The following is a 21,655-nucleotide window of genomic DNA, read 5'->3' as shown; positions in this document are numbered from 1 at the left end:
CCGATCGCCATGTACGAGGTGTCCTGCCGGAACGGCACCGTCTGATACAGCGAAGCCGCACCCGGCTCCGGCCGCGGAGACCGCTGCGTGACCGCGGTGCCCCGCACCCGCTCCACCACCTGCCGCAGATGCTCCGGCGTCGTCCCACAGCAGCCACCGACCAGGGACAGCCCGTACTCCCGCACGAACGTCTCCTGCGCATCCGCCAGCTCCGAAGCCGACAACGGATAGTGCGCACCGTTCTTGCCCAGCACCGGCAGACCCGCGTTCGGCATGCACGACAACGGGATCCGGGCATTGCGCGCCAGGTAACGCAGGTGCTCGCTCATCTCGGCCGGACCGGTCGCGCAGTTCAGGCCGATCATGTCGATGCCGAGCGGCTCCAACGCCGTCAGCGCCGCACCGATCTCCGAACCGAGCAGCATGGTGCCCGTGGTCTCGACGGTGACCGAGCAGATCAGCGGCACGGTGACGCCGAGGGCCTCCATGGCGCGGCGGGCGCCGATGATGGAGGACTTGGTCTGGAGGAGGTCCTGGGTGGTCTCGACGAGCAGCGCGTCGGCGCCGCCGGAGATCAGGCCCTCGGCGTTGATCTGGTAGGCGTCGCGGATCTGGGCGTAGGTGATGTGGCCGAGGGTGGGCAGCTTGGTGCCGGGGCCCATGGAGCCGAGGACCCAGCGCTGCTGTCCGGTGGAGGCGGTGTACTCGTCGGCGACCTCGCGGGCGATCCGGGCGCCGGACTCCGACAGCTCGAAGTTGCGTTCGGGGATGTCGTACTCGGCGAGGGCGGCGTAGTTCGCGCCGAAGGTGTTGGTCTCGACGCAGTCGACGCCGACGGAGAAGTAGGCCTCGTGGACCGAACGGACGATGTCCGGCCGGGTGACGTTCAGGACCTCGTTGCAGCCCTCCAGCTGCTGGAAGTCCTCCATCGTCGGGTCCTGCTCCTGGAGCATCGTCCCCATGGCTCCGTCGGCGACGACCACGCGGGTGGCGAGCGCCTCTCGGAGGGCATCGGCCCGGGTCTGGGTGTCTGCGGGCGGGTTCGGCAACGAGGCCATGGTTGTGCTCCCTGGGCTGCGACGGCTGTCGGCTTTGCACCCTCTATGTCAAGGGTGCACGCGGTCAGGGTAACCGCGCGGCACCTGCCCCGGTGAGGGCGTCCCACGTGGCGGACTGCATTCTGTGCGCGGGAGTCCACACGGGGGATGTGAGGGTGTGCACGGCTCCGGGAAACGCCCAACCATGCACAAGGTCGGCATCGACCGATAGTGTTCAGCATTGTCGAACTACGTCAGCAGGAGGCTGCGCGATGGCACGGAACATCCAGTCGCTCGAACGAGCCGCTGCGATGCTGCGGCTCCTGGCGGGCGGGGAGCGCCGGCTGGGACTGTCGGACGTGGCGTCGTCCCTGGGCCTGGCCAAGGGGACGGCGCACGGGATCCTGCGCACCCTGCAGGCCGAGGGCTTCGTCGAGCAGGACCCGGCCTCCGGGCGGTACCAGCTGGGCGCGGAGCTGCTGCGCCTGGGCAACAGCTACCTGGACGTGCACGAGCTGCGCGCCCGCGCCCTGGTCTGGACGGACGACCTGGCCCGGGCGAGCGGCGAGAGCGTGTACGTGGGGGTGCTGCACAAGAGCGGGGTGCTGATCATGCACCACGTGTTCCGGCCCGACGACAGCCGTCAGGTGCTGGAGGTGGGGGCGATGCAGCCGCTGCACTCCACGGCCCTGGGCAAGGTCCTGTCGGCCTACGACCCGGTCGCGCACACCCAGGTGGTGGAGGTGGAGCGGGAGGCCTTCACGCCCCGTACGGTCACCGACGCGGCGGGCTTCGAGGAGGTCCTGGCCCTGACGAGGGCCCGCGGCTGGGCCGCGGACGTGGAGGAGACCTGGGAGGGCATCGCGTCGGTGGCGGCGCCGATCCACGACCGGCGCCGGATGCCCGTGGGCGCGGTGGCCGTGGCGGGGGCCGTGGAGCGGGTCTGCGGGGAGGGCGGGGAGCCCCGCGCGTCCCTCGTGGCCTCGGTCCGGGACTGCGCACGGTCGGTTTCCCGCGATCTCGGCGCGGGCCGGTTCTGAGCTTGACCTGATTCATTCGGCCCACCTGAAGGGCGCTTCGCGCGTCCTTTGGGTGGGTTTTGTCATTTTCTGATCGTTCATTGGCCTGATTTGGGCGATCGTACCGTGGGGTAACGATCCGGTTCTTTGACCTGGCCAGCCCTTGACGCGTTCTTCACCTAGGCGGAAAACTGCCGTTCATCGGTCGGCATTGTCGAACACCTACCGGCAATACGCGTTAGGCTATGGCGAGGCCAAGGACCGGTGCAGCACTCACCGAGTGCGTGGACCACCGGAGGGACCCGGTGTCCGCCCACCCCTGGACGTAAGACAAAGGAGTCGCGGGTGTCCAGCTCCGACATCTTCATCGGCGAGACCATCGGTACCGCCCTGCTCACACTGCTCGGTGGTGGCGTCTGCGCCGCCGTCACGCTCAAGAGCTCCAAGGCCCGCAACGCGGGCTGGCTCGCGATCACCTTCGGCTGGGGTTTCGCCGTACTGATCGCCGCCTACGTCTCCGCTCCGCTCTCCGGGGCCCACCTCAACCCCGCGGTCACCTTCGGCATAGCCGTCAAGACCGGCGAGTGGGGCGACGTCCCGGTGTACCTCGCGGGCCAGCTGCTCGGCGCCATGATCGGTGCCGTACTGATGTGGGTCACGTACTACGGCCAGTTCCTCGCGCACCTGTCCGACCCGGAGCACATCCGCGACGCCAAGCTCGGCCCCGAGGACCCGCACCCGCACGACCAGGCCGGCCCCGTGCTCGGCGTCTTCTCCACGGGCCCCGAGATCCGTAACGTCGTGCAGAACCTCGCGACCGAGATCATCGGCACCGCCGTCCTGGTCCTGGCCATCCTGACCCAGGGCCTCCAGGACGACGGCAAGGGACTCGGTGTGATCGGTGTCCTCATCACGTCCTTCGTCGTCGTCGGCATCGGCCTCTCGCTGGGCGGTCCTACCGGCTACGCCATCAACCCGGTCCGCGACCTCGGTCCGCGCATCGTGCACGCCCTGCTCCCGCTGCCCAACAAGGGCGGCTCGGACTGGGGGTACTCCTGGATCCCGGTCGTCGGCCCGCTCGTCGGCGCCGTTCTCGCCGGCGGTCTGTACAACATCGCGTTCGCCTGATCAGCATCTGCAGCGCTCGTAAGATCCGCACCGCACTCCTGATTCCGCCAACTCACCAGACCTGCCAGGAGCAGCCATCATGACCAGCAGCACCGGCCCCTTCATCGCCGCGATCGACCAGGGCACCACCTCCTCCCGCTGCATCGTCTTCGACCGCGACGGCCGCATCGTCGCCGTCGACCAGAAGGAGCACGAGCAGATCTTCCCGAAGCCGGGCTGGGTCGAGCACGACGCCACCGAGATCTGGACCAACGTCCAGGAGGTCGTCGCCGGAGCCATCGCCAAGGCGGAGATCACCGCCGCCGACGTCAAGGCCGTCGGCATCACCAACCAGCGCGAGACCACCCTCCTGTGGGACAAGAACACCGGCGAGCCGGTCCACAACGCGCTGGTCTGGCAGGACACCCGCACCGACGGCCTGTGCAAGGAACTCGGCCGCAACGTCGGCCAGGACCGCTTCCGCCGCGAGACCGGCCTGCCGCTGGCGAGCTACTTCGCCGGCCCGAAGGTCCGCTGGCTGCTCGACAACGTCGAGGGCCTGCGCGAGCGCGCCGAGGCCGGCGACATCCTCTTCGGCACCATGGACTCCTGGGTCATCTGGAACCTCACGGGCGGCGCCCAGGGCGGCGTGCACGTCACCGACGTCACCAACGCCTCGCGCACCATGCTGATGAACCTGCACACCCTGGCCTGGGACGAGAAGATCGCCGAGTCCATGGGCGTCCCGCTCAACGTCCTCCCGGAGATCAAGTCCTCCGCCGAGGTCTACGGTCACGTCAAGGACGGCGTCCTCGCCGGTGTCCCCGTCGCCTCGGCGCTCGGTGACCAGCAGGCCGCCCTCTTCGGCCAGACCTGTTTCGCCGAGGGCGAGGCGAAGTCCACGTACGGCACCGGCACGTTCATGCTGATGAACACCGGCGACAAGATCATCAACTCCTACAGCGGCCTGCTGACCACCGTGGGCTACCAGATCGGCGACCAGAAGCCGGTCTACGCGCTGGAAGGCTCCATCGCCGTCACCGGCTCGCTCGTCCAGTGGATGCGCGACCAGATGGGCCTGATCAAGTCCGCCGCGGAGATCGAGACCCTGGCCTCCTCCGTGGAGGACAACGGCGGCGCCTACTTCGTGCCCGCCTTCTCCGGTCTCTTCGCCCCGTACTGGCGCTCCGATGCCCGCGGTGTGATCGCCGGCCTGACCCGGTACGTCACCAAGGCGCACATCGCCCGTGCCGTCCTGGAGGCCACCGCCTGGCAGACCCGCGAGATCACCGACGCCATGACCAAGGACTCCGGCGTCGAGCTGGCCGCCCTCAAGGTCGACGGCGGCATGACCTCCAACAACCTGCTGATGCAGACGCTCTCGGACTTCCTGGACGCCCCCGTGGTGCGCCCGATGGTCGCCGAGACCACCTGCCTCGGCGCCGCCTACGCCGCCGGCCTGGCCGTCGGCTTCTGGCCCGACACCGACGCCCTGCGCGCCAACTGGCGCCGCGCGGCCGAGTGGACCCCGCGGATGCCCGCCGAGCAGCGGGACCGCGAGTACAAGAGCTGGCTCAAGGCCGTGGAGCGGTCCATGGGCTGGGTCGACGACGAAGACGCCAGCTGACCGCACCAGCTGAGTCAATCGACGAGGAGCTAAGAGAGATATGAGCATCCCGCAGAGCGTGACCGCACTGGGCACGCACCCGACCGCCGGTTCGAACCCGAGCCGCGCCGAAACCCGTGAGCAGCTGGCGAAGGCCACGTACGACCTGCTCGTCATCGGCGGTGGCATCCTGGGCACCTCCGTGGCCTGGCACGCCGCGCAGTCGGGTCTGCGGGTTGCCATGGTGGACGCCGGCGACTTCGCCGGCGCCACCTCCTCGGCCTCCTCCAAGCTCGTCCACGGCGGTCTGCGCTACCTGCAGACCGGCGCGGTCAAGCTGGTCGCCGAGAACCACCACGAGCGCCGGGTGCTGGCCAAGGACGTGGCCCCGCACCTGGTCAACCCGCTCACCTTCTACCTGCCCGTGTACAAGGGCGGGCCGGTCGGCGCGGCGAAGCTGGGCGCGGGCGTCTTCGCGTACTCGGCGCTCTCGGCCTTCGGCGACGGGATCGGCAAGGTCATCTCGCCGGCCCGCGCCGTCGCCGACAACCCCGGCCTCAAGACGGACAACCTGAAGGCCGTCGCGGTCTACTACGACCACCAGATGAACGACTCCCGCGTCGCCGTCATGACGGTCCGCGCGGCCGTCGAGTCGGGCGCGGTCGTCCTCAACCACGCCGAGGTCACCGGTCTGCGCACGACGCGCGGCCGGGTCAGCGGCGCCGAGCTCAAGGACCGCCTCGACGGAACCGAGTTCGGGGTCGACGCACGCGTCGTGCTCAACGCCACCGGCCCGTGGGTGGACCACCTGCGGCGCATGGAAGACAAGCACTCGATGCCGTCGATCCGCCTCTCCAAGGGCGCGCACATCGTCATGAAGCGCAAGTCGCCGTGGAAGGCCGCCATGGCCACCCCGATCGACAAGTACCGCATCACCTTCGCCCTCCCGTGGGAGGACCAGCTCCTCCTCGGTACGACCGACGAGGTCTACGAGGGCGACCCGGCGGACGTGCGCGCCACCGAGTCCGACATCCAGCAGATCCTCGACGAGGCGGCGTTCTCCGTGAACGACGCGGACCTCGACCGCTCCCTGATGACGTACGCCTTCGCGGGCCTGCGCGTGCTGCCCGGCGGCCCGGGCGGTGTCGAGAAGGCCAAGCGCGAGACGGTGGTCTCCGAGGGCTCCGGCGGCATGCTGTCGGTGGCCGGCGGCAAGTGGACGACGTACCGTCACATCGGCCGTGTGGTCATGGACAAGCTGGCCAAGCTCCCGGGCAGCCCGCTGACCGAGGACATGGAGCCGGTGAAGTCGCTCGTACGGCGCGTGCCGCTGCCCGGTGTCGCCAACCCGAACGCGGTCGCGCACCGGCTGCTGGTGGACCGTGAGCCCGGTACGCGGATGGACCCGCTGACGGCCCGCCACCTGGCCTCGCACTACGGCTCGCTGGCCTTCGACATCGCGCGGATCGCGAACGAGGACCCGGCCCTGGCCGAGCGGATCCACCCGGACGGGCCGGAGATCTGGGCGCAGGTCGCGTACGCCCGTGACAACGAGTGGGCCGAGACGGTCGACGACGTGCTGCGCCGGCGCACGACGGTGACGGTCCGCGGCCTGGACGACGCCGCCGTGCGCGCCCGGGTCGAGGAGATGCTGGGCCACAAGGCATAGCTGTCACGCAGGTGGGGAAGAGGGGCGGTTCCGAGGGGAACCGCCCCTCTGTCGTGGGCTGTGGCCGGTGCCTCATCAAGGCTTAGGCTGACCCACGTACGCAAGGGAACTTCGGAAGGAGACCTGGGTGATCGAGCTTGAGGGCGTGCCCGAGCTGATCGACCCGGTCATGGTGGCCGCGTTCGAGGGCTGGAACGACGCGGGTGACGCCGCCTCCGGTGCGGTGGCGCACCTGGACCGGGAGTGGAAGGGCGAGGTCTTCGCGGCTCTGGACGCCGAGGACTATTACGACTTCCAGGTCAACCGGCCGACGGTGTGGCTGGACAACGGGGTCAGGAAGATCACCTGGCCCACGACGCGGCTGTCGGTGGTCCGGATCGGCGGTGCCAAACCGCGTGACCTGGTGCTGGTGCGGGGCATCGAACCGTCCATGCGCTGGCGCTCGTTCTGCAACGAGCTGCTGGGCTTCGCGCACGAGCTCGGCGTGGAGATGGTGGTCATCCTGGGGGCGCTGCTCGGGGACACCCCCCACACGCGGCCCGTGCCCGTCAGCGGGGTGACCTCGGACGCCGACCTGGCGCGGACGATGGACCTGGAGGAGACGAAGTACGAGGGGCCGACCGGGATCGTGGGCGTGCTCCAGGAGGCCTGTACGCACGCGGGCGTCCCGGCGGTGTCCCTGTGGGCGGCGGTGCCGCACTACGTGTCCCAGCCGCCCAATCCGAAGGCCACCCTCGCGCTGCTCAACCGGCTGGAGGACCTGATCGACATCCGGATCCCGCTGGGCGAGCTGCCCGAGGACGCGCGGGCCTGGCAGCTCGGGGTGGACCAGCTGGCCGCCGAGGACAGCGAGGTCGCGGAGTACGTCCAGACGCTGGAGGAGGCGCGGGACACGGCGGACCTGCCGGAGGCCTCCGGCGACGCGATCGCCCGGGAGTTCGAGCGGTACCTGCGCCGGCGTGACCCGTCCGCCGGTCCGGGCCCGGAGGCGGGCCCGGGCGACGGGTCCTACCTGCGGGACACCTCCAGCGGCCTGACGCGTCCGCCCAAGCGCAAGCCGGACCCGTCCGGGGAGGATCCGCAGCCGCCCGCCGCGGCCCCTCCGGAGGAGGACGAGGCACCGCCGGAGGCGTAGCGGCCGGTGTGCGGGTACGCGAACGCCGGCGGGGCCGGATCCACCTGAAGGGTGGATCCGGCCCCGCCGGCGTATGGGCTGCGGCCTGCCTAGAGGGCCACGCCGAGCAGGGCGTCCACCGTGCGGGAGACCAGGCCGGGGGCGGACTCGTCCTCGCCGCCCTCGGCGAGCTGCCGCTCGACCCAGCGGTCGACGGCCGCCAGCGCGGCGGGCGCGTCCAGGTCGTTCGCCAGCGCCTCGCGGACCTCCTCGACCAGGGCGTCGGCGGCGAGGCCGTCCGGCCGGGACACGGCCGCCCGCCAGCGCTCCAGGCGGGCCACCGCCTCGGCGAGGACCGCGTCCGTCCACTCCCAGTCGGCCCGGTAGTGGTGCGACAGCAGGGCGAGGCGGATCGCGGCCGGGTCGACCCCGGAGCGGCGCAGCGTCGAGACGAAGACCAGGTTGCCCCTCGACTTCGACATCTTCTCGCCGTGCAGCGCGACCATGCCCGCGTGGACGTACGCCTTGGCCATCGGGAACTCGCCCGTCAGCGCGTGGGCGTGCGAGGCACCCATCTCGTGGTGCGGGAACGCCAGGTCGGAGCCGCCGCCCTGGATGTCGAAGCCCATGCCCAGGTGCTCCAGGGCGATGGCGACGCACTCGATGTGCCAGCCGGGCCGGCCGCGGCCCAGCGAGCCGCCGTCCCAGCTCGGCTCGCCCTCGCGGGCGGCCATCCACAGCATCGGGTCGAGCGGGTTCTTCTTCCCCGGACGGTCCGGGTCGCCGCCGCGCTCCGCGGACAGCAGCCGCATCGCGTGGGCGTCGAGGTTCGAGACCCCGCCGAAGTGCGGGTCGGACTCCACCGAGAAGTAGACGTCGCCTTCGAGCTCGTACGCGGCGCCGGCGTCGCGGAGCCGCTCGACCAGCGGCACGATGCCGGGTATGGCCTCGACCGCTCCGATGTAGTGGCGCGGGGGCAGCATCCGCAGGGCGGTCATGTCCTCGCGGAACAGGGCGGTCTCGCGCTCGGCGAGCTCGGTCCAGTCGTGTCCGTCGCGCAGCGCCCGCTCCAGGAGCGGATCGTCCACGTCCGTGACGTTCTGGACGTAGTGGACCTGCCGCTTGTTGTCGAGCCACACGCGCTGGACGAGGTCGAACGCGTTGTAGGTCGCCGCGTGACCGATGTGGGTCGCGTCGTAGGGAGTGATCCCGCAGACGTAGATACGGGCGACGGGACCGGGGGCGAGGGTGATCGTCCCCTGGGTCGCGGTGTCGTGGATCTGGAGGTCGCGGCCCTTGCCGGGCAGGGCGGGGACCTCAGAAGCGGGCCAGGCATGCATGCCTCGAGACTAACCGGACGAGTGTTCCGGAAACGAACCGGAGCAGCACTGTTGGCCTGATCGGTGCTCTTGCCATCTGGCCGGTTCTGTGCGTCCCGGGCCGTGCCTGGTCAGACCGGGGGCCAGGGGATCGCAGGCCACTGTCCGGACGGCTCGGGATGGGTCCCGGTGCGCAGCAGAGCGGCCACGCGGGCCCGTACGGCGTCCAGCTCCACGGGGGTGATCAGTTCGGCCAGCCGGGTGGCGAGCGGCTCCCCCTCGGCCAGCTGGGACTCCAGGGAGCCGAGCACCTCGCGCGCCTCCTCGGTGAGGGGCTCCCCCGCCCAGCCCCAGAGCAGGGTGCGCAGCTTGTCGTCCGCGTGGAAGGTCACGCCGTGGTCGATGCCGTAGAGCCGGCCGTCGGGGGCGGGCAGCAGGTGGCCGCCCTTGCGGTCGCCGTTGTTGATCACGGCGTCGAGTACGGCGAGGCGGCGCAGCCGCGGGTCGTCGGCGTGGACGAGGAGGGCGGTGCGGCCCTCTCCGACCTCGGCGAGGGCGACGGCCTTCCAGCCCTCCCCCGCCTCCTCGCCCTCGACGAGTGCGAGGAGTTCCGCCTCGGGGGTCTCGCCGGAGTCGATCCAGTGCTGGACCATGCCCTCGCCGTACGGTCCGTCGCGCAGGACGGTGGCGGGGACGAGGCCCCATCCGGTGGCCTCGGACACCAGGTAGGCAGCGCGTTCGCGGCGGGCGAGGTTCCCGTCGGGGAAGTCCCAGAGCGGGCGCTCGCCCTTGACGGGTTTGTAGACGCAGTCGGCGCTGCGGCCGCCGTGGGCCACCGTGCAGAGCAGGACGGCGTTGGAGGCCTCGGCGATCCGTCCTCGGACGGTGAGCTCGCCCTCGGTGAGCAGCTCCTCGATCGGGGTCACGGCGCTCACGCCTGGCGCCGGTAGCCGTTCTGGCGCGGACACACGTGTCCCTCGGGGTCGAGCGGGAGGCTGCACAGCGGGCACGGCGGGCGCCCCGCGTTGACCACGTCCAGGGCCCGCTTGGCGAAGGCCCGGGCCTGGGCGCCGGAGAGGCGCACGCGCAGCATGGGCGGACCGTTCTCCTCGTCCTGGAGGAGGCGTTCCTCCGCCTCGGCGAGGTCCTCGTCGGTGCCCGCTTCGAGCTCGACGAGCGCCTGGGCCTCGACGATCATCCGCTGTTCCTCGCCGTCCCAGGCGAGCGCCATGGTGCCGACGCGGAACTCCTCCTCGACGGGTACGTCGAGCGGCGCGGTGTCGGCGGCCTCGGTGGAGGCGACCGCGGGGACGGGGGCGTTGCCGCCGGTGCGCCGTACGACCTCGTCCAGCAGCTCGTCCATCCGCTCGGCCAGCGCCGCCACCTGGGTCTTCTCCAGGGAGACGCTGGTGACGCGGGTGCCCGCGGAGGCCTGCAGGAAGAACGTACGGCGCCCAGGCAGACCGACCGTGCCGGCCACGAAGCGGTCCGGCGGGTCGTAAAGGAACACCTGACGGGGCACGTCCAGTCTCCAAGTCTCAGGCGTGGGCGGGACCGCGCACGCGTGTCGGCCCTGCCACCCTACTGCGCCGTTCGATCACGCCGCGCCCGCGCCGCCCCCCACGACGGCGTTCCCGTCGCCTTCGGACTCGCCCTCGGCGGCCGGGGCCGGGCGCGGGATCAGCGGGGCGAGGTCGCCGGTGTCGCCGAGGCGCAGCAGGAACGGCCGGGTGGGGGTGTAGCGGACGGCGGTGACCGAGCAGGGGTCGACGTGGATCCGCTGGAAGAGGTCGAGGTGCATGCCGAGCGCGTCGGCGACGAGGGACTTGATGATGTCGCCGTGCGAGCACATCAGGAACACGGCGTCGCCGCCGTGCTCCTCCTCGATCCGGGTGTTCCACTCCCGTACGGCGTCCACGGCGCGGCTCTGCATGGCGCGCATGGACTCGCCGCCGGGGAATGCGGCGGCGGACGGGTGCTGCTGGACGATCTTCATCAGCGGTTCTCCGGCGAGTTCGGAGAGCTTGCGGCCCGACCAGTCGCCGTAGTGGCACTCGCCGATCCGCTCGTCGGTGTGCAGGGGCAGTCCGGGCCGGGCGGCGAGCAGCGGGGCCAGGGTCTCCTGGCAGCGCTGGAGGGGGCTGCTGACGGCTGCGGCCAGCGGTACCCCGGCGAGCCGGCCGGGCAGCGCGGCGGCCTGCCCGGCTCCGTGTTCGTCGAGGCCCACTCCCGGAGTCCATCCGGCGAGCAAGCCCGCGGTGTTGGCGGTGGAACGCCCGTGCCGTACGAGGATCAACGTGGCCATGGGTACAGCGTAGGGGTGAGCGCGGTCGGCGGACCGGGCGCGGGCCGGGCAGAATGCCGACCGTGATTGTCGACTGCGCGATGTACCGGAACGGGCGCCGCTCCGAGGCGCCCGCCGACTTCTCGGACGCCCTGGACGAGGCGCGGGCCCGGGGTGACGCCTTCGTCTGGATCGGCATGCACGAGCCGACGGAGCCGGAGTTCGAGCACGTGAGCCGGGAGTTCGGGCTGCACCCGCTGGCGGTGGAGGACGCGCTGACGGCGCACCAGCGTCCGAAGCTGGAGGTGTACGACGATTCGCTGTTCGTCGTCCTGAAGCCGGTGCGCTACGACGAGGCCGCGGACACGGTGACGACGGGTGAGCTGATGGTGTTCATCGGCGACTCGTTCGTGGTGACGGTCCGGCACGGCGAAGGGGCCGCGCTGACGGCCGTACGGCACCGGCTGGAGCAGGATCCGGACGTGCTGCGGCACGGTCCGACTGCGGTGCTGTACGCGGTGTCCGACGCGGTGGTGGACCACTACATCGAGGTGGCCGCCGAGCTCCAGGGGGACCTGGAGGAGCTGGAGGCGGAGGTGTTCGCGCCGAACGCCCCGGACTCGAAGAACACGGCGGCCCGGATCTACGCCGCCAAGCGGCAGGTGCTGGAGTTCCGCCGGGCGACGAGTCCGCTGCTCCAGCCGATGGACCGGCTGGCCTTCGGGCAGGTGCCGTTCGTGCACGAGCACGCCCAGCCGTTCTTCCGGGACGTGGCCGACCACCTGACGAAGGCGAACGAGTACGTGGAGGGCCTGGACCGGCTGCTGTCGGACGCGCTGGCCGCGCACCTGGCGCAGATGGGCGTCCGGCAGAACGACGACATGCGCAAGATCTCCGCCTGGGCGGCGATGGCGGCCGTCCCGACGATGGTCGCCGGGATCTACGGGATGAACTTCGACCACATGCCGGAGCTCGGGCACGCCTGGGGCTATCCGGGGGTGGTGGTGGTCATGGCCGGTGCGTGCCTGGGCCTGCACCGGATGTTCAAGCGCCGCGGCTGGCTGTGAGCCGGAGCCGCGGCGGCGGCCGGGTCAGGCGAACCCGGGTGCGGGCACGGGAGCCCCGCCGAGGGCGTCGGCCCGTTCGGGCGGGGTCAGGCGGATCATCCGGTGCCAGCCGCTGAACCGTTCGTACGCGTACATTGCGCGGATGCCGGCGGCGAGGGCGGCGGCCTTGGGCGCGGGCCAGCCCAGGAGCCGTCCCATGTGGTCCATGACGGCGAGGCTGACGTCCCGGTAGACGGAGATCTCGGCGAGGGCGCTCTCGCGCAGGATCCGGTGGATGGTCCGGCCGTGTCCCGCGCGGGCGAGGCGCAGCAGCTCCTCGTGGCAGTAGGCGAGGTGGTTGTCCTCGTCGTTGCTGATCATGCGGACGGCCTTGCCGACCTCGGGGTGGTCGCCGAAGTACCGGACGAGCATGACCATCTGGTCCGCCGCGCGCTGCTCGGTGACCCGGCTGTGCGCGAGGTAGACGACGATGTCCTCCTCGGTCAGCGGCCGGTCGCGGCGCAGCTTGTCGTGGGCGAGACCGATGCCGCGGCGTTCCAGCAGCATCGTGTAGTCGGTCTCGGGCGGTACGGGTACGGGCCGGAGGCCGCGCTTGCGCAGCAGGGCCTGGAAGATCCGGCCGTGCTTGTCCTCGTCGGCGCCGTGCCGGGTGATCTTGGGTGCCAGGTCGCGCATCGCGTCGGGGACGAGGGCGGCGATCCGGGCGTTCTCCCAGCCGCCCTGGGACTCCCCGCTGGCGGCGATGGAGCAGAACAGCTGGAAGGAGTCGTCGTTGTCGACGATCTCCTGGAACAGGCTGCGGGCAGAGAGCATGGAACGAGTCAAATGCGGATCGACCGGGCGGGCAACCGAGGGGGGCCCGCGACTCGGCCGAATGAACGAAATCCGCTGCCCGCCGTGAGGGCGTAACCCGGGGGCCGGGCGGGGCGTTGTTGGCTGTGTCGGCCGTGGCGGGGAAGACCCCCCGAGCCCCCACCACGGCCGCAGACCTCTCCCCCGCCCCTCGGCGGCGCCGTCCGCGTCAGGCCAGGCCGGCCCGCTCCAGGGCCTCGGTGCCGGCGCGCAGGGCGGCGACCCGCTCGTCCAGGGTGAATCCCGCGGGGGCCAGCGTGAGGGTGGTGACCCCGGCGTCCGCGTAGGCGCGCATGCCGTCCGCGATCCGCTCCACGGAGCCCAGCAGGGTCGTCGAGTCGATCAGCGAGTGCGGGACGGCCGCGGCCGCGCCGGTCTTGTCGCCGCCCAGGTACTTGGTCTGGATCTCGGCGGCTTCCTTCTCATAGCCCATGCGCTGGGCGAGCTGGTTGTAGAAGTTCTGCTTCGGGCTGCCCATGCCGCCGACGTACAGGGCGGTGTAGGGGCGGAACATGTCGGCCAGGGCGTTGACGTCCTCGCCGAGGGCCAGCGGCACGGTCGGGCAGACGTCGAAGCCGTCCATGGTCAGACCGGCCTTCTCGCGGCCCGCGCGGATGTGGCGCAGGGCCGTCTCCTCCAGGTGCTCGGCGGCCGGGAAGATCAGCAGGGCGCCGTCGGCGATCTCGCCGGTCTGCTCCAGGTTCTTCGGCCCGATGGCGGCGATGTAGAGCGGGATGTGCTCGCGCTCCGGGTGGACGGTCAGCTTGAGGGGCTTGCCCGGGCCGTCGGGGAGCGGGAGGGTCCAGTGGGCGCCGTCATAGGACAGCCGCTCGCGGGTCATCGCCTTGCGGACGATCTCCACGTACTCGCGGGTCCGGGCGAGGGGCTTGTCGAACTTCACGCCGTACCAGCCCTCGGAGACCTGGGGTCCCGAGACCCCGAGGCCGAGCCGGAAGCGGCCCTTGGTCAGCGAGTCCAGGGTGGCGGCGGTCATGGCCGTCATCGCGGGCTGGCGGGCCGGGATCTGGAAGATGGCCGAGCCGACGTCGATCCGCTCCGTCTGGGCGGCGACCCAGGCCAGCACGGTGGCCGCGTCGGAGCCGTAGGCCTCGGCTGCCCAGCAGACGTCGTAGCCGAGCCGGTCGGCCTCCTGGGCGACGGCGAGGTTGTCGGCGTCCATGCCCGCACCCCAGTAGCCGAGATTGATGCCGAGCCGCATGTGTCGTCCCCTTACGGTGAAGCCGGTTTACCGATCAGTAACGTGGGTCTGCGGGGACTGTAGCGCGCCAAGGTGCCCGGCGTCAGCGCCCCAGTAGTCTCAGCGCTCATGGAGCAGAGGCATCTCGGCCGCACCGGACTGCGCGTCTCCCGGATCGGCCTCGGCACCCTGACCTGGGGCCGCGACACCGGCGAGGAAGCCGCCGCCGAGCAGTTGAAGACGTTCTGGGAGGCGGGGGGCACGCTCGTCGACACGGCCGACGTGTACGGCGGCGGCGAGGCCGAGTACCTCCTCGGGCAGCTGGTCGCCGGGCTCGTGCCGCGCCGTGACCTGGTCATCGCGACCAAGGCGGGCAGCGTCCCCGATCCCGACCGGCGGTTCAACGGCTCGCGCGGGCACCTGCTGACCGCCCTCGACGACTCCCTGGACCGGCTGGGCACCGACTACGTGGACCTCTGGCAGGTGCACGCCTTCGATCCGCTGACCCCGCTGGAGGAGACCCTGCAAACGCTGGACCTCGCGGTCAGCAGCGGGCGGGCGCGGTACGCCGGGGTGTCCAACTTCAGCGGCTGGCAGCTGGCGAAGGCGGCGACCTGGCAGCTGGCCGTCCCGGGCGTGCGGACCCGGCTCGCCTCGACGCAGATGGAGTACTCGCTCCTCCAGCGGGGCGTGGAACGGGAGGTGCTGCCCGCCGCGCTGGACCTGGGCGTGGGCCTGCTGCCCTCCTCCCCGCTGGGGCGCGGGGTGCTCACGGGCAAGTACCGCGACGGCACGCCCGCCGACTCGCGGGGCGCTTCGGAGTCGTTGGCCGCCTTCGTGGACCCGTACCTCGACGAGGCGGCGGGGCGGATCGTGGACGCGGTGGTCACCGCCGCCCAGGGGCTGGGGGTGACACCGCTGCACGTGGCGCTGGCGTGGGTGCGGGACCGGCCGGGGGTGGTCGCCCCCATCGTCGGCGCGCGGACGTCGGCGCAGCTGGGCGCGGCGCTGTCGGTGGAGGCCCTTAGTCTTCCCGAGGAGATCTGCCGTGCGCTGGACGACGTTTCCGTCCCGGTGCACCGCTACCCCGATCAGAACTGGAGCACGCTGTGAGTACCGACCCCGAGACCACCGCCGCCGCCGCGCCCGCTGCCGCGGAGGAAGGGGCCGGGGTCGCCGGGGCCGCACCCGCGGACCCCGTTGCGCCGGAGCACGCGCCGGAACCCGCCCCGGAGGCGCCGGAGGAGACCGCCCCGGAGGACACCACGCCTGAGGACGCCGCACCTGAGGACACCGCACCGGAGGAGGACGTTCCCGCTGACGCGGAGGCTTCCCCTTCGGGTGACCCGGCCGACGGACCGGACGAGGACGCCGCAGCCGGCGCAGAGGCGGCCACCGGGGCCGACGCACCGGCCGGGGCGGACGAGGACGCCCCCGCCGGCGGGGACGCTCCGGCCGGGACCGACGGGGACGCCGCCGCGGGCACCCCGGCGGCGCCCGCGCTCACCGAGGCACAGGCCGAGCTGGCCGCGCAGAAGGTCGAGCGCGAGCGGATCGCCCGGCGCAAGGCCGAGCGGGACGCCCCGGTCGACGCGGGCGGGAAGCTGAGCGGGAAGGCCGCCGACCTGCTGGCCGCCGTCCGGGCCGTGGAGAGCGGTGCCGCACCGGCCCCCGTGTACTTCGACGAGGCCCCGGCCGCCCCGCGCAAGGCCGCGCCCGCTCCCCCGCAGCCGCCCCGGCCCGCCGTGACCGCCCCGGCGCCCGCCGCCTCCGAGATCGAGGCCGTACGGGCCGTACTGGCCCGCGGCGGCGCCCCCGAGACCCTGGCCGGGCAGGCCGCCCGGGCCCTCGGCGAGGGCGCCGCCGCACAGCTCACCGAGGACCCCTGGCGGCTGCTGGCGGTCGCCGGGGTGCGCCCCGCCCAGGCGGACGGCTTCGCGCAGGCCCTGCTGGGCCCCGCGGCCGGCCCCGCCGACGAGCGGCGCGGGGCCGCCCTGGTGGGCTGGCTGCTGGACCAGGCCGCGCTGAAGGGGCACACCGCGCTGGAGGCTCCGCTGCTGGAGAAGGCCCTGGCGCAGTACGGGGTACCGGATGCGGCCGGGGCCCTCGAACACGCCATCGGAGAGGGCGCGGTGCTGGTGTTCCACGAACCGCTGGACGGGCCCGCGCCGACCGTCGCCGCGGACGCCGCCGACGAAGGCGCCGGGGAGGCGGAGCGGCCCGTACGGGTCCTCGTCGGGCTGGAGGAGTACGCCCTGGCCGAGGAGAGCCTCGCCGACGGCCTGGCCCGGCTGGCCGCCACCTTCGCCGCCCCGGCGGACTGGACGGAGTTCGCCACCGGAACCGGCGCCGACCTGATCCGGGCCGTCGCCGGCCACGGCCTGGTGACCCACACCGGCGGCGAGGCCGCGCGCGCCGAACCGCTGGCCCTGCTGGCGGCCGCCCGGAAGCTGGGCCTGCGGGCCGTCCTCGTGGCGCACGCGCCGGGCGGGGACCGCGTCACCCCGGCCGGGCTGCTGTCGGGGGCGGAGGGGCCCGGCCGGGACGCCGACGGGCGGTTCGCGCTGGACCTCCTGGTGGTGCTGGACGCGCCGCAGCTGGACGTGGAGACGGCCGCCGCGCTGGTGGAGTCCGTACCGGACGGGGCCCGGCTGGTGCTGTCCGGTGACCCCGGGGTGCTCGGCTCGGCCGGTCCCGGGCGGGTGTTCGCCGACGTGCTGGCGGCCCGCGCCTGGCCGCAGGTCGTGTCCCGGACGCCGGACCCGGGGCCGGTGGGCGAGCTGGTGTCGGGCATCGGGATCGGGGAGCTGAACCAGGTCCGCGCGCCGGGCAAGGAGGTCGTCATCGTCCCGGTGCAGGACGCCGGGGAGGCGGTGCACCGCACCGTGCAGCTGGTGGCCGAGTCGGTGCCGCGCGCCTTCGGGATCCCGGCCGACGCCGTACAGGTCATCACCCCGGGCCACGGCGGCTCGGCGGGCACCCGGGCGCTGAACGCGGCCCTCAAGGAGCGGCTGAACCCCGGCCCCGGCCGGTTCGGCGGCTTCGACCCCGGCGACCGGGTGGTCCACGTACCGTCCCCCGGGCGGGCGCTGCCGGGCCGGGTGGTGTCGGCCGACGCGGAGGGGCTGCACCTGGAACTTTCCGGAGCCCGGATCGTCGTACCGCAGGAGCGGGTGGAGTCCCAGGTGCGGCACGGCTGGGCGGTGACGGCGCACCAGGCCGTCGGAGCGCGCTGGCCGGCGGTGGTCGTCGTCCTTCCGGGGGACGCGGCACAGGCACTGTCCCGGGACTGGGTGTACACGGCGTTCGGGCGGGCCGAACGGCACCTGTCCGTCGTCCACGGCGTCGACCAGGCGCTGCCGCACGCGGTGGCGCAGGTCCTGCCGAAGCCGCGCACGACCCGCCTGACGGGCCTCCTGGGGGCCCTGACGGCCGCCCAGGACGCCGACCAGTCGTAGCGGGACCGCGCCCGGGCGCGCCGACGCCCCCGCCCGGTGCCGGGCGGGGGCGTCGGCGTACGGGTCCGGGGTGGGTCAGGCCGGGGTGAGCCCGGGCGCCGCCGCCTCCTCGTCGTCCGCCTCGTCGTCGAACTCCTCGGGCTCCTCGTCGAAGACGGAGCTCACGTCGAAGCGGTGCAGCACGTCCTGCGGATCGGTCTGGCCGAAGGGCGCGTCGAGCCAGTCGCCCGGTTCGGCGACCTCCTCCAGTGCCGCGATCCAGAGGGTGGAGTCGCCCTCCTCCAGCCCGAACTCCTTGTAGCGGGAGGCGATCTCGTCGGGTTCGTACTCCCCGAAGAGGACGCCGAGCGCACCGGCCGTGCCGGCGTCGTCGAGGTCGGCCTCCCGGTCGTGCGCGGCGACGCGTTCCGCCTGGGCGACCAGCCGGGCCGGTTCGACGACGGCGTAGTCGCGGCGGATGAACACGCTGAAGGCGGCCGGTTCCGCCGGCCCGGTGTACGGGACTCCGTCCTCGGGGGTGGGAATCTCGAACGGGGTGACCTCGTCGTAGCGGTCGTAGAGGAGTTCGTCGTATTCCTCGGCGGCGGCGGCGAGTTCGTTGAAGGCGGCGTAGACGGCCGGATCCTCGTCCCCGATCCTGCTCTCGACCGCGGCGAGGTGGCGGTCGAGAGCGGCCTTGACCGCCTCGGCGGCGGCGCGTACCTCGGCAACAGTGGGCAGAGCGGCATCAGACATAGTGCAGACGCTATCCGTAGCAGGCCTCTGCCCGCACAATAGATGCGATGCCGGAATACGAATTCGTCGACGTGTACGTGCCTCGCGGGACCCCCCGCAAGGAGGCGACCCGACTGCTGACCGACCATGCCGAGTACGGCCACTGGGAACTGGACCGCCTGACGCTGCACCGGGACGGCAGCCGCCGCGTGCGGTTGCGCCGCCGGATCATCCGTCAGGTCCGCGCGACCTGGTGACGCGGGCCCCGGGTGCGGGGCCCGCGTCGTGAGCGGCCGTCAGGCGGCGTTGCGGGCGCGCCGGTAGAGCACCGCTCCGGCGAGCAGCAGGCCGCCCGCGAGCGGCACTCCCGCCGTGAGGGCGTCACCCGCGCCGGTGGCGGCGAGCCCTGCCCGCGGGGTCTCCTGGCCGGGGTGCGCGGCGGGGGTGACGGACCCCGCGCCGGGCCCGGTGGAGGCCCCCGGCGCACCGGGGGTGTTCCCGCCGGGCGTCTGACCGCCGGGGTTGCCGGGGGTCTGACTGCCCGGGGTACCCGGAGTCTGACCGCCGGGGTTGTGCCCACCGGGGGTGCCCGGGTTGTGACCACCCGGAGTGCCCGGGTTGTGGCCACCCGGAGTGCCCGGGTTGTGGCCACCCGGAGTGCCCGGGTTGTGCCCACCCGGAGTGCCCGGGTTGTGCCCACCCGGAGTGCCCGGGTTGTGCCCACCCGGAGTGCCCGGGTTGTGCCCACCCGGAGTTCCGGGGTTGTGCCCGCCCGGAGTTCCGGGGTTGTGGCCACCCGGGGTGCCCGGGTTGTGCCCGCCCGGAGTTCCGGGGTTGTGCCCGCCCGGGGTGCCCGGGTTGCCGGGGTGGTTCGGGTGGTCGTCGCAGGGTTCCTCGTGGCCGCCCCCGGGGTGGCCCGGGTGCTGCGGTCCGCCCTTGTCGTTGGCGCAGCCGTTCCCGAAGGCCGGGTTCAGCAGGGCGACCACGTTGACCGTGTTGCCGCAGACGTTCACCGGCGCCTCCACCGGCGCCTGCACGTTGTTCCCGGACAGGAGGCCCGGGGAGTTCGCGGCGCGGCCGGACGCTCCGGAGTCCGCCTGCGCGTGACCGCCGGCCAGTGCGAGAACACCCCCCGCGGCCGCCATGGTGATCAGCGTCTTCCTCGTGACCTGAACCGGTCGTCGCATCTGTACTCGTCCCCTGGTGTGTACGTTCCGGCCGTCGCTCGACGGCCTGGCCGTCCAGGCTCCCCCGCCTGGTACGCCGGAAAAATGAGAATCCGGGCCCGAAAGCCCGGAGGCCCCGGAGCGCTGGTACGCGCTCCGGGGCCGGGTCTTCAGACGCGTCAGGCGTTGACGCAGGTGTTGCCGAAGGCCGGGTTCAGCAGGCCGATCACGGAGATCGTGTTGCCGCAGACGTTCACGGGCACGTGGACCGGAACCTGGACGACGTTGCCGGACAGGACACCGGGGGAGCCGATGGCCGCACCCTGGGCACCCGCGTCGGCGACAGCCAGGCCCGCACCCGCGAGAACCAGACCACCGGTGGCAGCCGCAGCGGCGACAACCTTCTTGAGCATTGTTCCTCCTAGTAGGCAAGTGCGGTCCCAGCCGCGGACCGCACCACCTGTAACGAGGAGTTCTCACCGGGGCTACGAGCGTATGAGCGCATTCACTCTTCTCAGTGGAATCCGCACACCTTCCCGATTCCCCGGCGTTAGGAGTTGTCCGCCGGTCACGCGTTGTCGATGAACCGGTCGAGGACGCGCACGCCGAACTTGAGGCCGTCGACCGGCACCCGCTCGTCCACGCCGTGGAACATCCCGGCGAAGTCCAGCTCGGGCGGCAGCTGGAGCGGCGCGAAGCCGAAGCAGCGGATGCCGAGGTCGTCGAAGGACTTCGCGTCCGTTCCGCCGGACAGCATGTACGGCACGGCCCGCGCGATCGGGTCCTCCGCCTTCAGGGCGCCCTGCATGGCGTCGACGAGCTTCCCGTCGAAGTCCGTCTCCAGCGCCTTGTCGGCGTGCACGTCCTCGTACTTCACCCGCGGGCCGAGGATCCGGTCGAGGTCGGCGAAGAACTCGTCCTCGTAGCCCGGCAGGAAACGGCCGTCGACGTGGGCCGTGGCCTGGCCGGGGATGACGTTGACCTTGTAGCCGGCGCCGAGCATCGTCGGTGCGGCCGAGTTCCGCAGGGTCGCGCCGACCATCTTGGCGATGCCGCCGAGCTTGGCGAGGGTCGCGTCCATGTTGTCGGGGTCGAGCGGGGTTCCGAGCGCGTCCGAGAGTTCGTCCAGGAACGACCGTACGGTCTTGGTGACGCGCACCGGCCACTGGTGGCGGCCGAGGCGGCCCACGGCCTCGCAGAGCTCCGTGATGGCGTTGTCGTTGTTGGTCATCGAACCGTGGCCCGCGGTGCCCTCCACCGTGAGCCGCATCCAGTGCATGCCCTTCTGCGCGGTCTCCACGAGGTAGAGCCGCAGGTTCTCGTTCACGGTGAAGGAGAAGCCGCCGACCTCGCCGATCGCCTCGGTGACGCCCTCGAAGAGACCGGGGTGCTTGTCGACGAGGTGGCGGGCACCGTAGACGCCGCCCGCCTCCTCGTCGGCGAGGAAGGCGAGCACGATGTCCCGCGGGGGCTTGCGCCCGCTGCGCATGCGGTCGCGCACGACGGCCAGCGTCATCGCGTCCATGTCCTTCATGTCGACCGCGCCGCGGCCCCACACGCACCCGTCGGCGATCTCGCCCGAGAAGGGGTCGTAGGTCCAGTCGGCGGCGTTGGCCGGGACCACGTCCGTGTGCCCGTGGATCAGCAGGGCCGGCCGCGAGGGGTCCTCCCCCTCGATCCGGGCCACGGTCGAGGCGCGCCCCTTGTGGGACTCGAAGATCTGCGGTTCCAGACCCACCTCGGCCAGCTGCTCCGCGATCCACTCGGCCGCCTTGCGTTCGCCCGGGCCCGAGTGGTCCCCGTAGTTGCTGGTGTCGATCCGGATGAGGTCCCGGCAGAGGTCGACGACCTCGTCCTGGCCGGAGACGGTCTTGCCCGCGCCCGATTCGCTCACGCTGTTCCTCCCACTGATCAGTACCGGCTACCTCCCCATCCTCGCTCTCCGGGGCGCTGCGCCCAAGGGCGCTCCCCGGTCACCGGGGGGTGTGATCGAGGACCCCGGAATGTTTGGTAATGTTTTCCACGTCGGAACGGCCCGCGAGGGA

Annotated in this window: 20 protein-coding genes; 9 read left to right on the top strand and 11 right to left on the bottom strand. The window is 72.3% G+C overall.

Going from position 1 to position 21,655, the window contains the following annotated elements:
• Nucleotides 1-1,058, bottom strand: a 1,058-nt coding sequence (locus ABZZ17_RS12485; RefSeq protein WP_356874909.1) for a homocysteine S-methyltransferase family protein, incomplete at its 3' end; no start/stop codon positions are given.
• 251 nt (nt 1,059-1,309) lie between these two features.
• Here ABZZ17_RS12485 and ABZZ17_RS12480 point away from each other — a divergent pair.
• The 5 genes from ABZZ17_RS12480 (at nt 1,310) to ABZZ17_RS12460 (ending at nt 7,573) form a co-directional block, all read left to right on the top strand.
• The gene (locus ABZZ17_RS12480; protein ID WP_356874907.1) at nt 1,310-2,077 is read left to right on the top strand and encodes an IclR family transcriptional regulator; all 768 of its coding nucleotides are present in this window, start codon (nt 1,310-1,312) and stop codon (nt 2,075-2,077) included.
• Nucleotides 2,078-2,401: 324 nt separating this feature from the next.
• Nucleotides 2,402-3,184, top strand: a complete 783-nt coding sequence (locus tag ABZZ17_RS12475) for an MIP/aquaporin family protein (protein WP_356874905.1) — start codon at nt 2,402-2,404, stop codon at nt 3,182-3,184.
• A gap of 79 nt (nt 3,185-3,263) precedes the next feature.
• Nucleotides 3,264-4,790 carry a glycerol kinase GlpK gene (gene glpK, locus ABZZ17_RS12470; RefSeq protein ID WP_356874903.1) on the top strand — a complete coding sequence of 509 codons (1,527 nt, stop codon included), beginning with the start codon at nt 3,264-3,266 and terminating at the stop codon, nt 4,788-4,790.
• Between the two features lie 40 nt (nt 4,791-4,830).
• Nucleotides 4,831-6,438 carry a glycerol-3-phosphate dehydrogenase/oxidase gene (locus ABZZ17_RS12465; protein WP_356874901.1) on the top strand — a complete coding sequence of 536 codons (1,608 nt, stop codon included), beginning with the start codon at nt 4,831-4,833 and terminating at the stop codon, nt 6,436-6,438.
• Between the two features lie 127 nt (nt 6,439-6,565).
• Nucleotides 6,566-7,573 (top strand): PAC2 family protein, encoded by a 1,008-nt coding sequence (locus ABZZ17_RS12460; RefSeq protein ID WP_356874899.1) that lies wholly within the window; start codon nt 6,566-6,568, stop codon nt 7,571-7,573.
• Nucleotides 7,574-7,662: 89 nt separating this feature from the next.
• On the opposite strand, the gene mshC is transcribed toward ABZZ17_RS12460, so the two are convergent.
• The 4 genes from mshC to ABZZ17_RS12440 all read right to left on the bottom strand — a co-directional run bounded on the left by mshC (nt 7,663) and on the right by ABZZ17_RS12440 (nt 11,176).
• Complete coding sequence (gene mshC / locus ABZZ17_RS12455; protein ID WP_356874897.1) at nt 7,663-8,892, bottom strand: cysteine--1-D-myo-inosityl 2-amino-2-deoxy-alpha-D-glucopyranoside ligase; 1,230 nt, start codon at nt 8,890-8,892, stop codon at nt 7,663-7,665.
• A 110-nt stretch (nt 8,893-9,002) separates the two neighbouring features.
• Nucleotides 9,003-9,797 (bottom strand): SCO1664 family protein, encoded by a 795-nt coding sequence (locus ABZZ17_RS12450; protein WP_356874932.1) that lies wholly within the window; start codon nt 9,795-9,797, stop codon nt 9,003-9,005.
• A gap of 5 nt (nt 9,798-9,802) precedes the next feature.
• The gene (locus ABZZ17_RS12445) at nt 9,803-10,393 is read right to left on the bottom strand and encodes a DUF3090 domain-containing protein (protein ID WP_356874895.1); all 591 of its coding nucleotides are present in this window, start codon (nt 10,391-10,393) and stop codon (nt 9,803-9,805) included.
• A 75-nt stretch (nt 10,394-10,468) separates the two neighbouring features.
• Nucleotides 10,469-11,176: a histidine phosphatase family protein gene (locus ABZZ17_RS12440; RefSeq protein ID WP_356874893.1), complete on the bottom strand. Its 708-nt coding sequence runs from the start codon at nt 11,174-11,176 to the stop codon at nt 10,469-10,471.
• Between the two features lie 53 nt (nt 11,177-11,229).
• Between ABZZ17_RS12440 and ABZZ17_RS12435 the strand changes: the two genes are divergently transcribed.
• Entirely contained in the window at nt 11,230-12,222 is a 993-nt protein-coding gene (locus tag ABZZ17_RS12435) for a magnesium and cobalt transport protein CorA (protein ID WP_356874891.1), read from the top strand.
• Nucleotides 12,223-12,246: 24 nt separating this feature from the next.
• Here ABZZ17_RS12435 and ABZZ17_RS12430 read toward each other — a convergent pair whose 3' ends face one another.
• Both ABZZ17_RS12430 and ABZZ17_RS12425 read right to left on the bottom strand, forming a co-directional pair.
• Nucleotides 12,247-13,035, bottom strand: a complete 789-nt coding sequence (locus tag ABZZ17_RS12430) for a ferritin-like domain-containing protein (RefSeq protein ID WP_356874889.1) — start codon at nt 13,033-13,035, stop codon at nt 12,247-12,249.
• Nucleotides 13,036-13,243: 208 nt separating this feature from the next.
• The gene (locus tag ABZZ17_RS12425) at nt 13,244-14,293 is read right to left on the bottom strand and encodes an LLM class F420-dependent oxidoreductase (protein ID WP_356874887.1); all 1,050 of its coding nucleotides are present in this window, start codon (nt 14,291-14,293) and stop codon (nt 13,244-13,246) included.
• Nucleotides 14,294-14,401: 108 nt separating this feature from the next.
• Between ABZZ17_RS12425 and ABZZ17_RS12420 the strand changes: the two genes are divergently transcribed.
• Together ABZZ17_RS12420 and ABZZ17_RS12415 are read left to right on the top strand one after the other, a co-directional pair.
• The gene (locus tag ABZZ17_RS12420; protein ID WP_356874885.1) at nt 14,402-15,385 is read left to right on the top strand and encodes an aldo/keto reductase; all 984 of its coding nucleotides are present in this window, start codon (nt 14,402-14,404) and stop codon (nt 15,383-15,385) included.
• Nucleotides 15,382-17,730, top strand: a complete 2,349-nt coding sequence (locus ABZZ17_RS12415) for a helix-hairpin-helix domain-containing protein (protein ID WP_356874883.1) — start codon at nt 15,382-15,384, stop codon at nt 17,728-17,730. The genes ABZZ17_RS12420 and ABZZ17_RS12415 overlap by 4 nt, the downstream gene beginning before the upstream one ends.
• Nucleotides 17,731-17,805: 75 nt before the next feature.
• Here ABZZ17_RS12415 and ABZZ17_RS12410 read toward each other — a convergent pair whose 3' ends face one another.
• Nucleotides 17,806-18,465, bottom strand: a complete 660-nt coding sequence (locus tag ABZZ17_RS12410) for a hypothetical protein (RefSeq protein ID WP_356874881.1) — start codon at nt 18,463-18,465, stop codon at nt 17,806-17,808.
• 47 nt (nt 18,466-18,512) lie between these two features.
• Between ABZZ17_RS12410 and ABZZ17_RS12405 the strand changes: the two genes are divergently transcribed.
• Complete coding sequence (locus ABZZ17_RS12405) at nt 18,513-18,701, top strand: DUF5703 family protein (protein WP_356874879.1); 189 nt, start codon at nt 18,513-18,515, stop codon at nt 18,699-18,701.
• Between the two features lie 39 nt (nt 18,702-18,740).
• Here ABZZ17_RS12405 and ABZZ17_RS12400 read toward each other — a convergent pair whose 3' ends face one another.
• The 3 genes from ABZZ17_RS12400 to ABZZ17_RS12390 all read right to left on the bottom strand — a co-directional run bounded on the left by ABZZ17_RS12400 (nt 18,741) and on the right by ABZZ17_RS12390 (nt 21,504).
• A complete protein-coding gene (locus tag ABZZ17_RS12400) occupies nt 18,741-19,631 on the bottom strand; it encodes a chaplin family protein (protein WP_356874877.1) in 891 nt (296 codons plus the stop codon).
• A 158-nt stretch (nt 19,632-19,789) separates the two neighbouring features.
• Nucleotides 19,790-20,023 carry a chaplin ChpH gene (chpH, locus tag ABZZ17_RS12395; protein ID WP_281205873.1) on the bottom strand — a complete coding sequence of 78 codons (234 nt, stop codon included), beginning with the start codon at nt 20,021-20,023 and terminating at the stop codon, nt 19,790-19,792.
• A 155-nt stretch (nt 20,024-20,178) separates the two neighbouring features.
• Nucleotides 20,179-21,504 (bottom strand): M20/M25/M40 family metallo-hydrolase, encoded by a 1,326-nt coding sequence (locus ABZZ17_RS12390; RefSeq protein ID WP_356874874.1) that lies wholly within the window; start codon nt 21,502-21,504, stop codon nt 20,179-20,181.
• Nucleotides 21,505-21,655 lie beyond the last annotated feature (151 nt).

Origin of the sequence: Streptomyces sp. NPDC006512, from assembly GCF_040611935.1 — a bacterium.
In the GTDB taxonomy this organism is placed as follows: Bacteria; Actinomycetota; Actinomycetes; order Streptomycetales; family Streptomycetaceae; genus Streptomyces.
The sequence above is the reverse complement of the archived record's forward strand: the minus strand, read 5'-3'. Positions and strand labels throughout refer to the sequence as shown.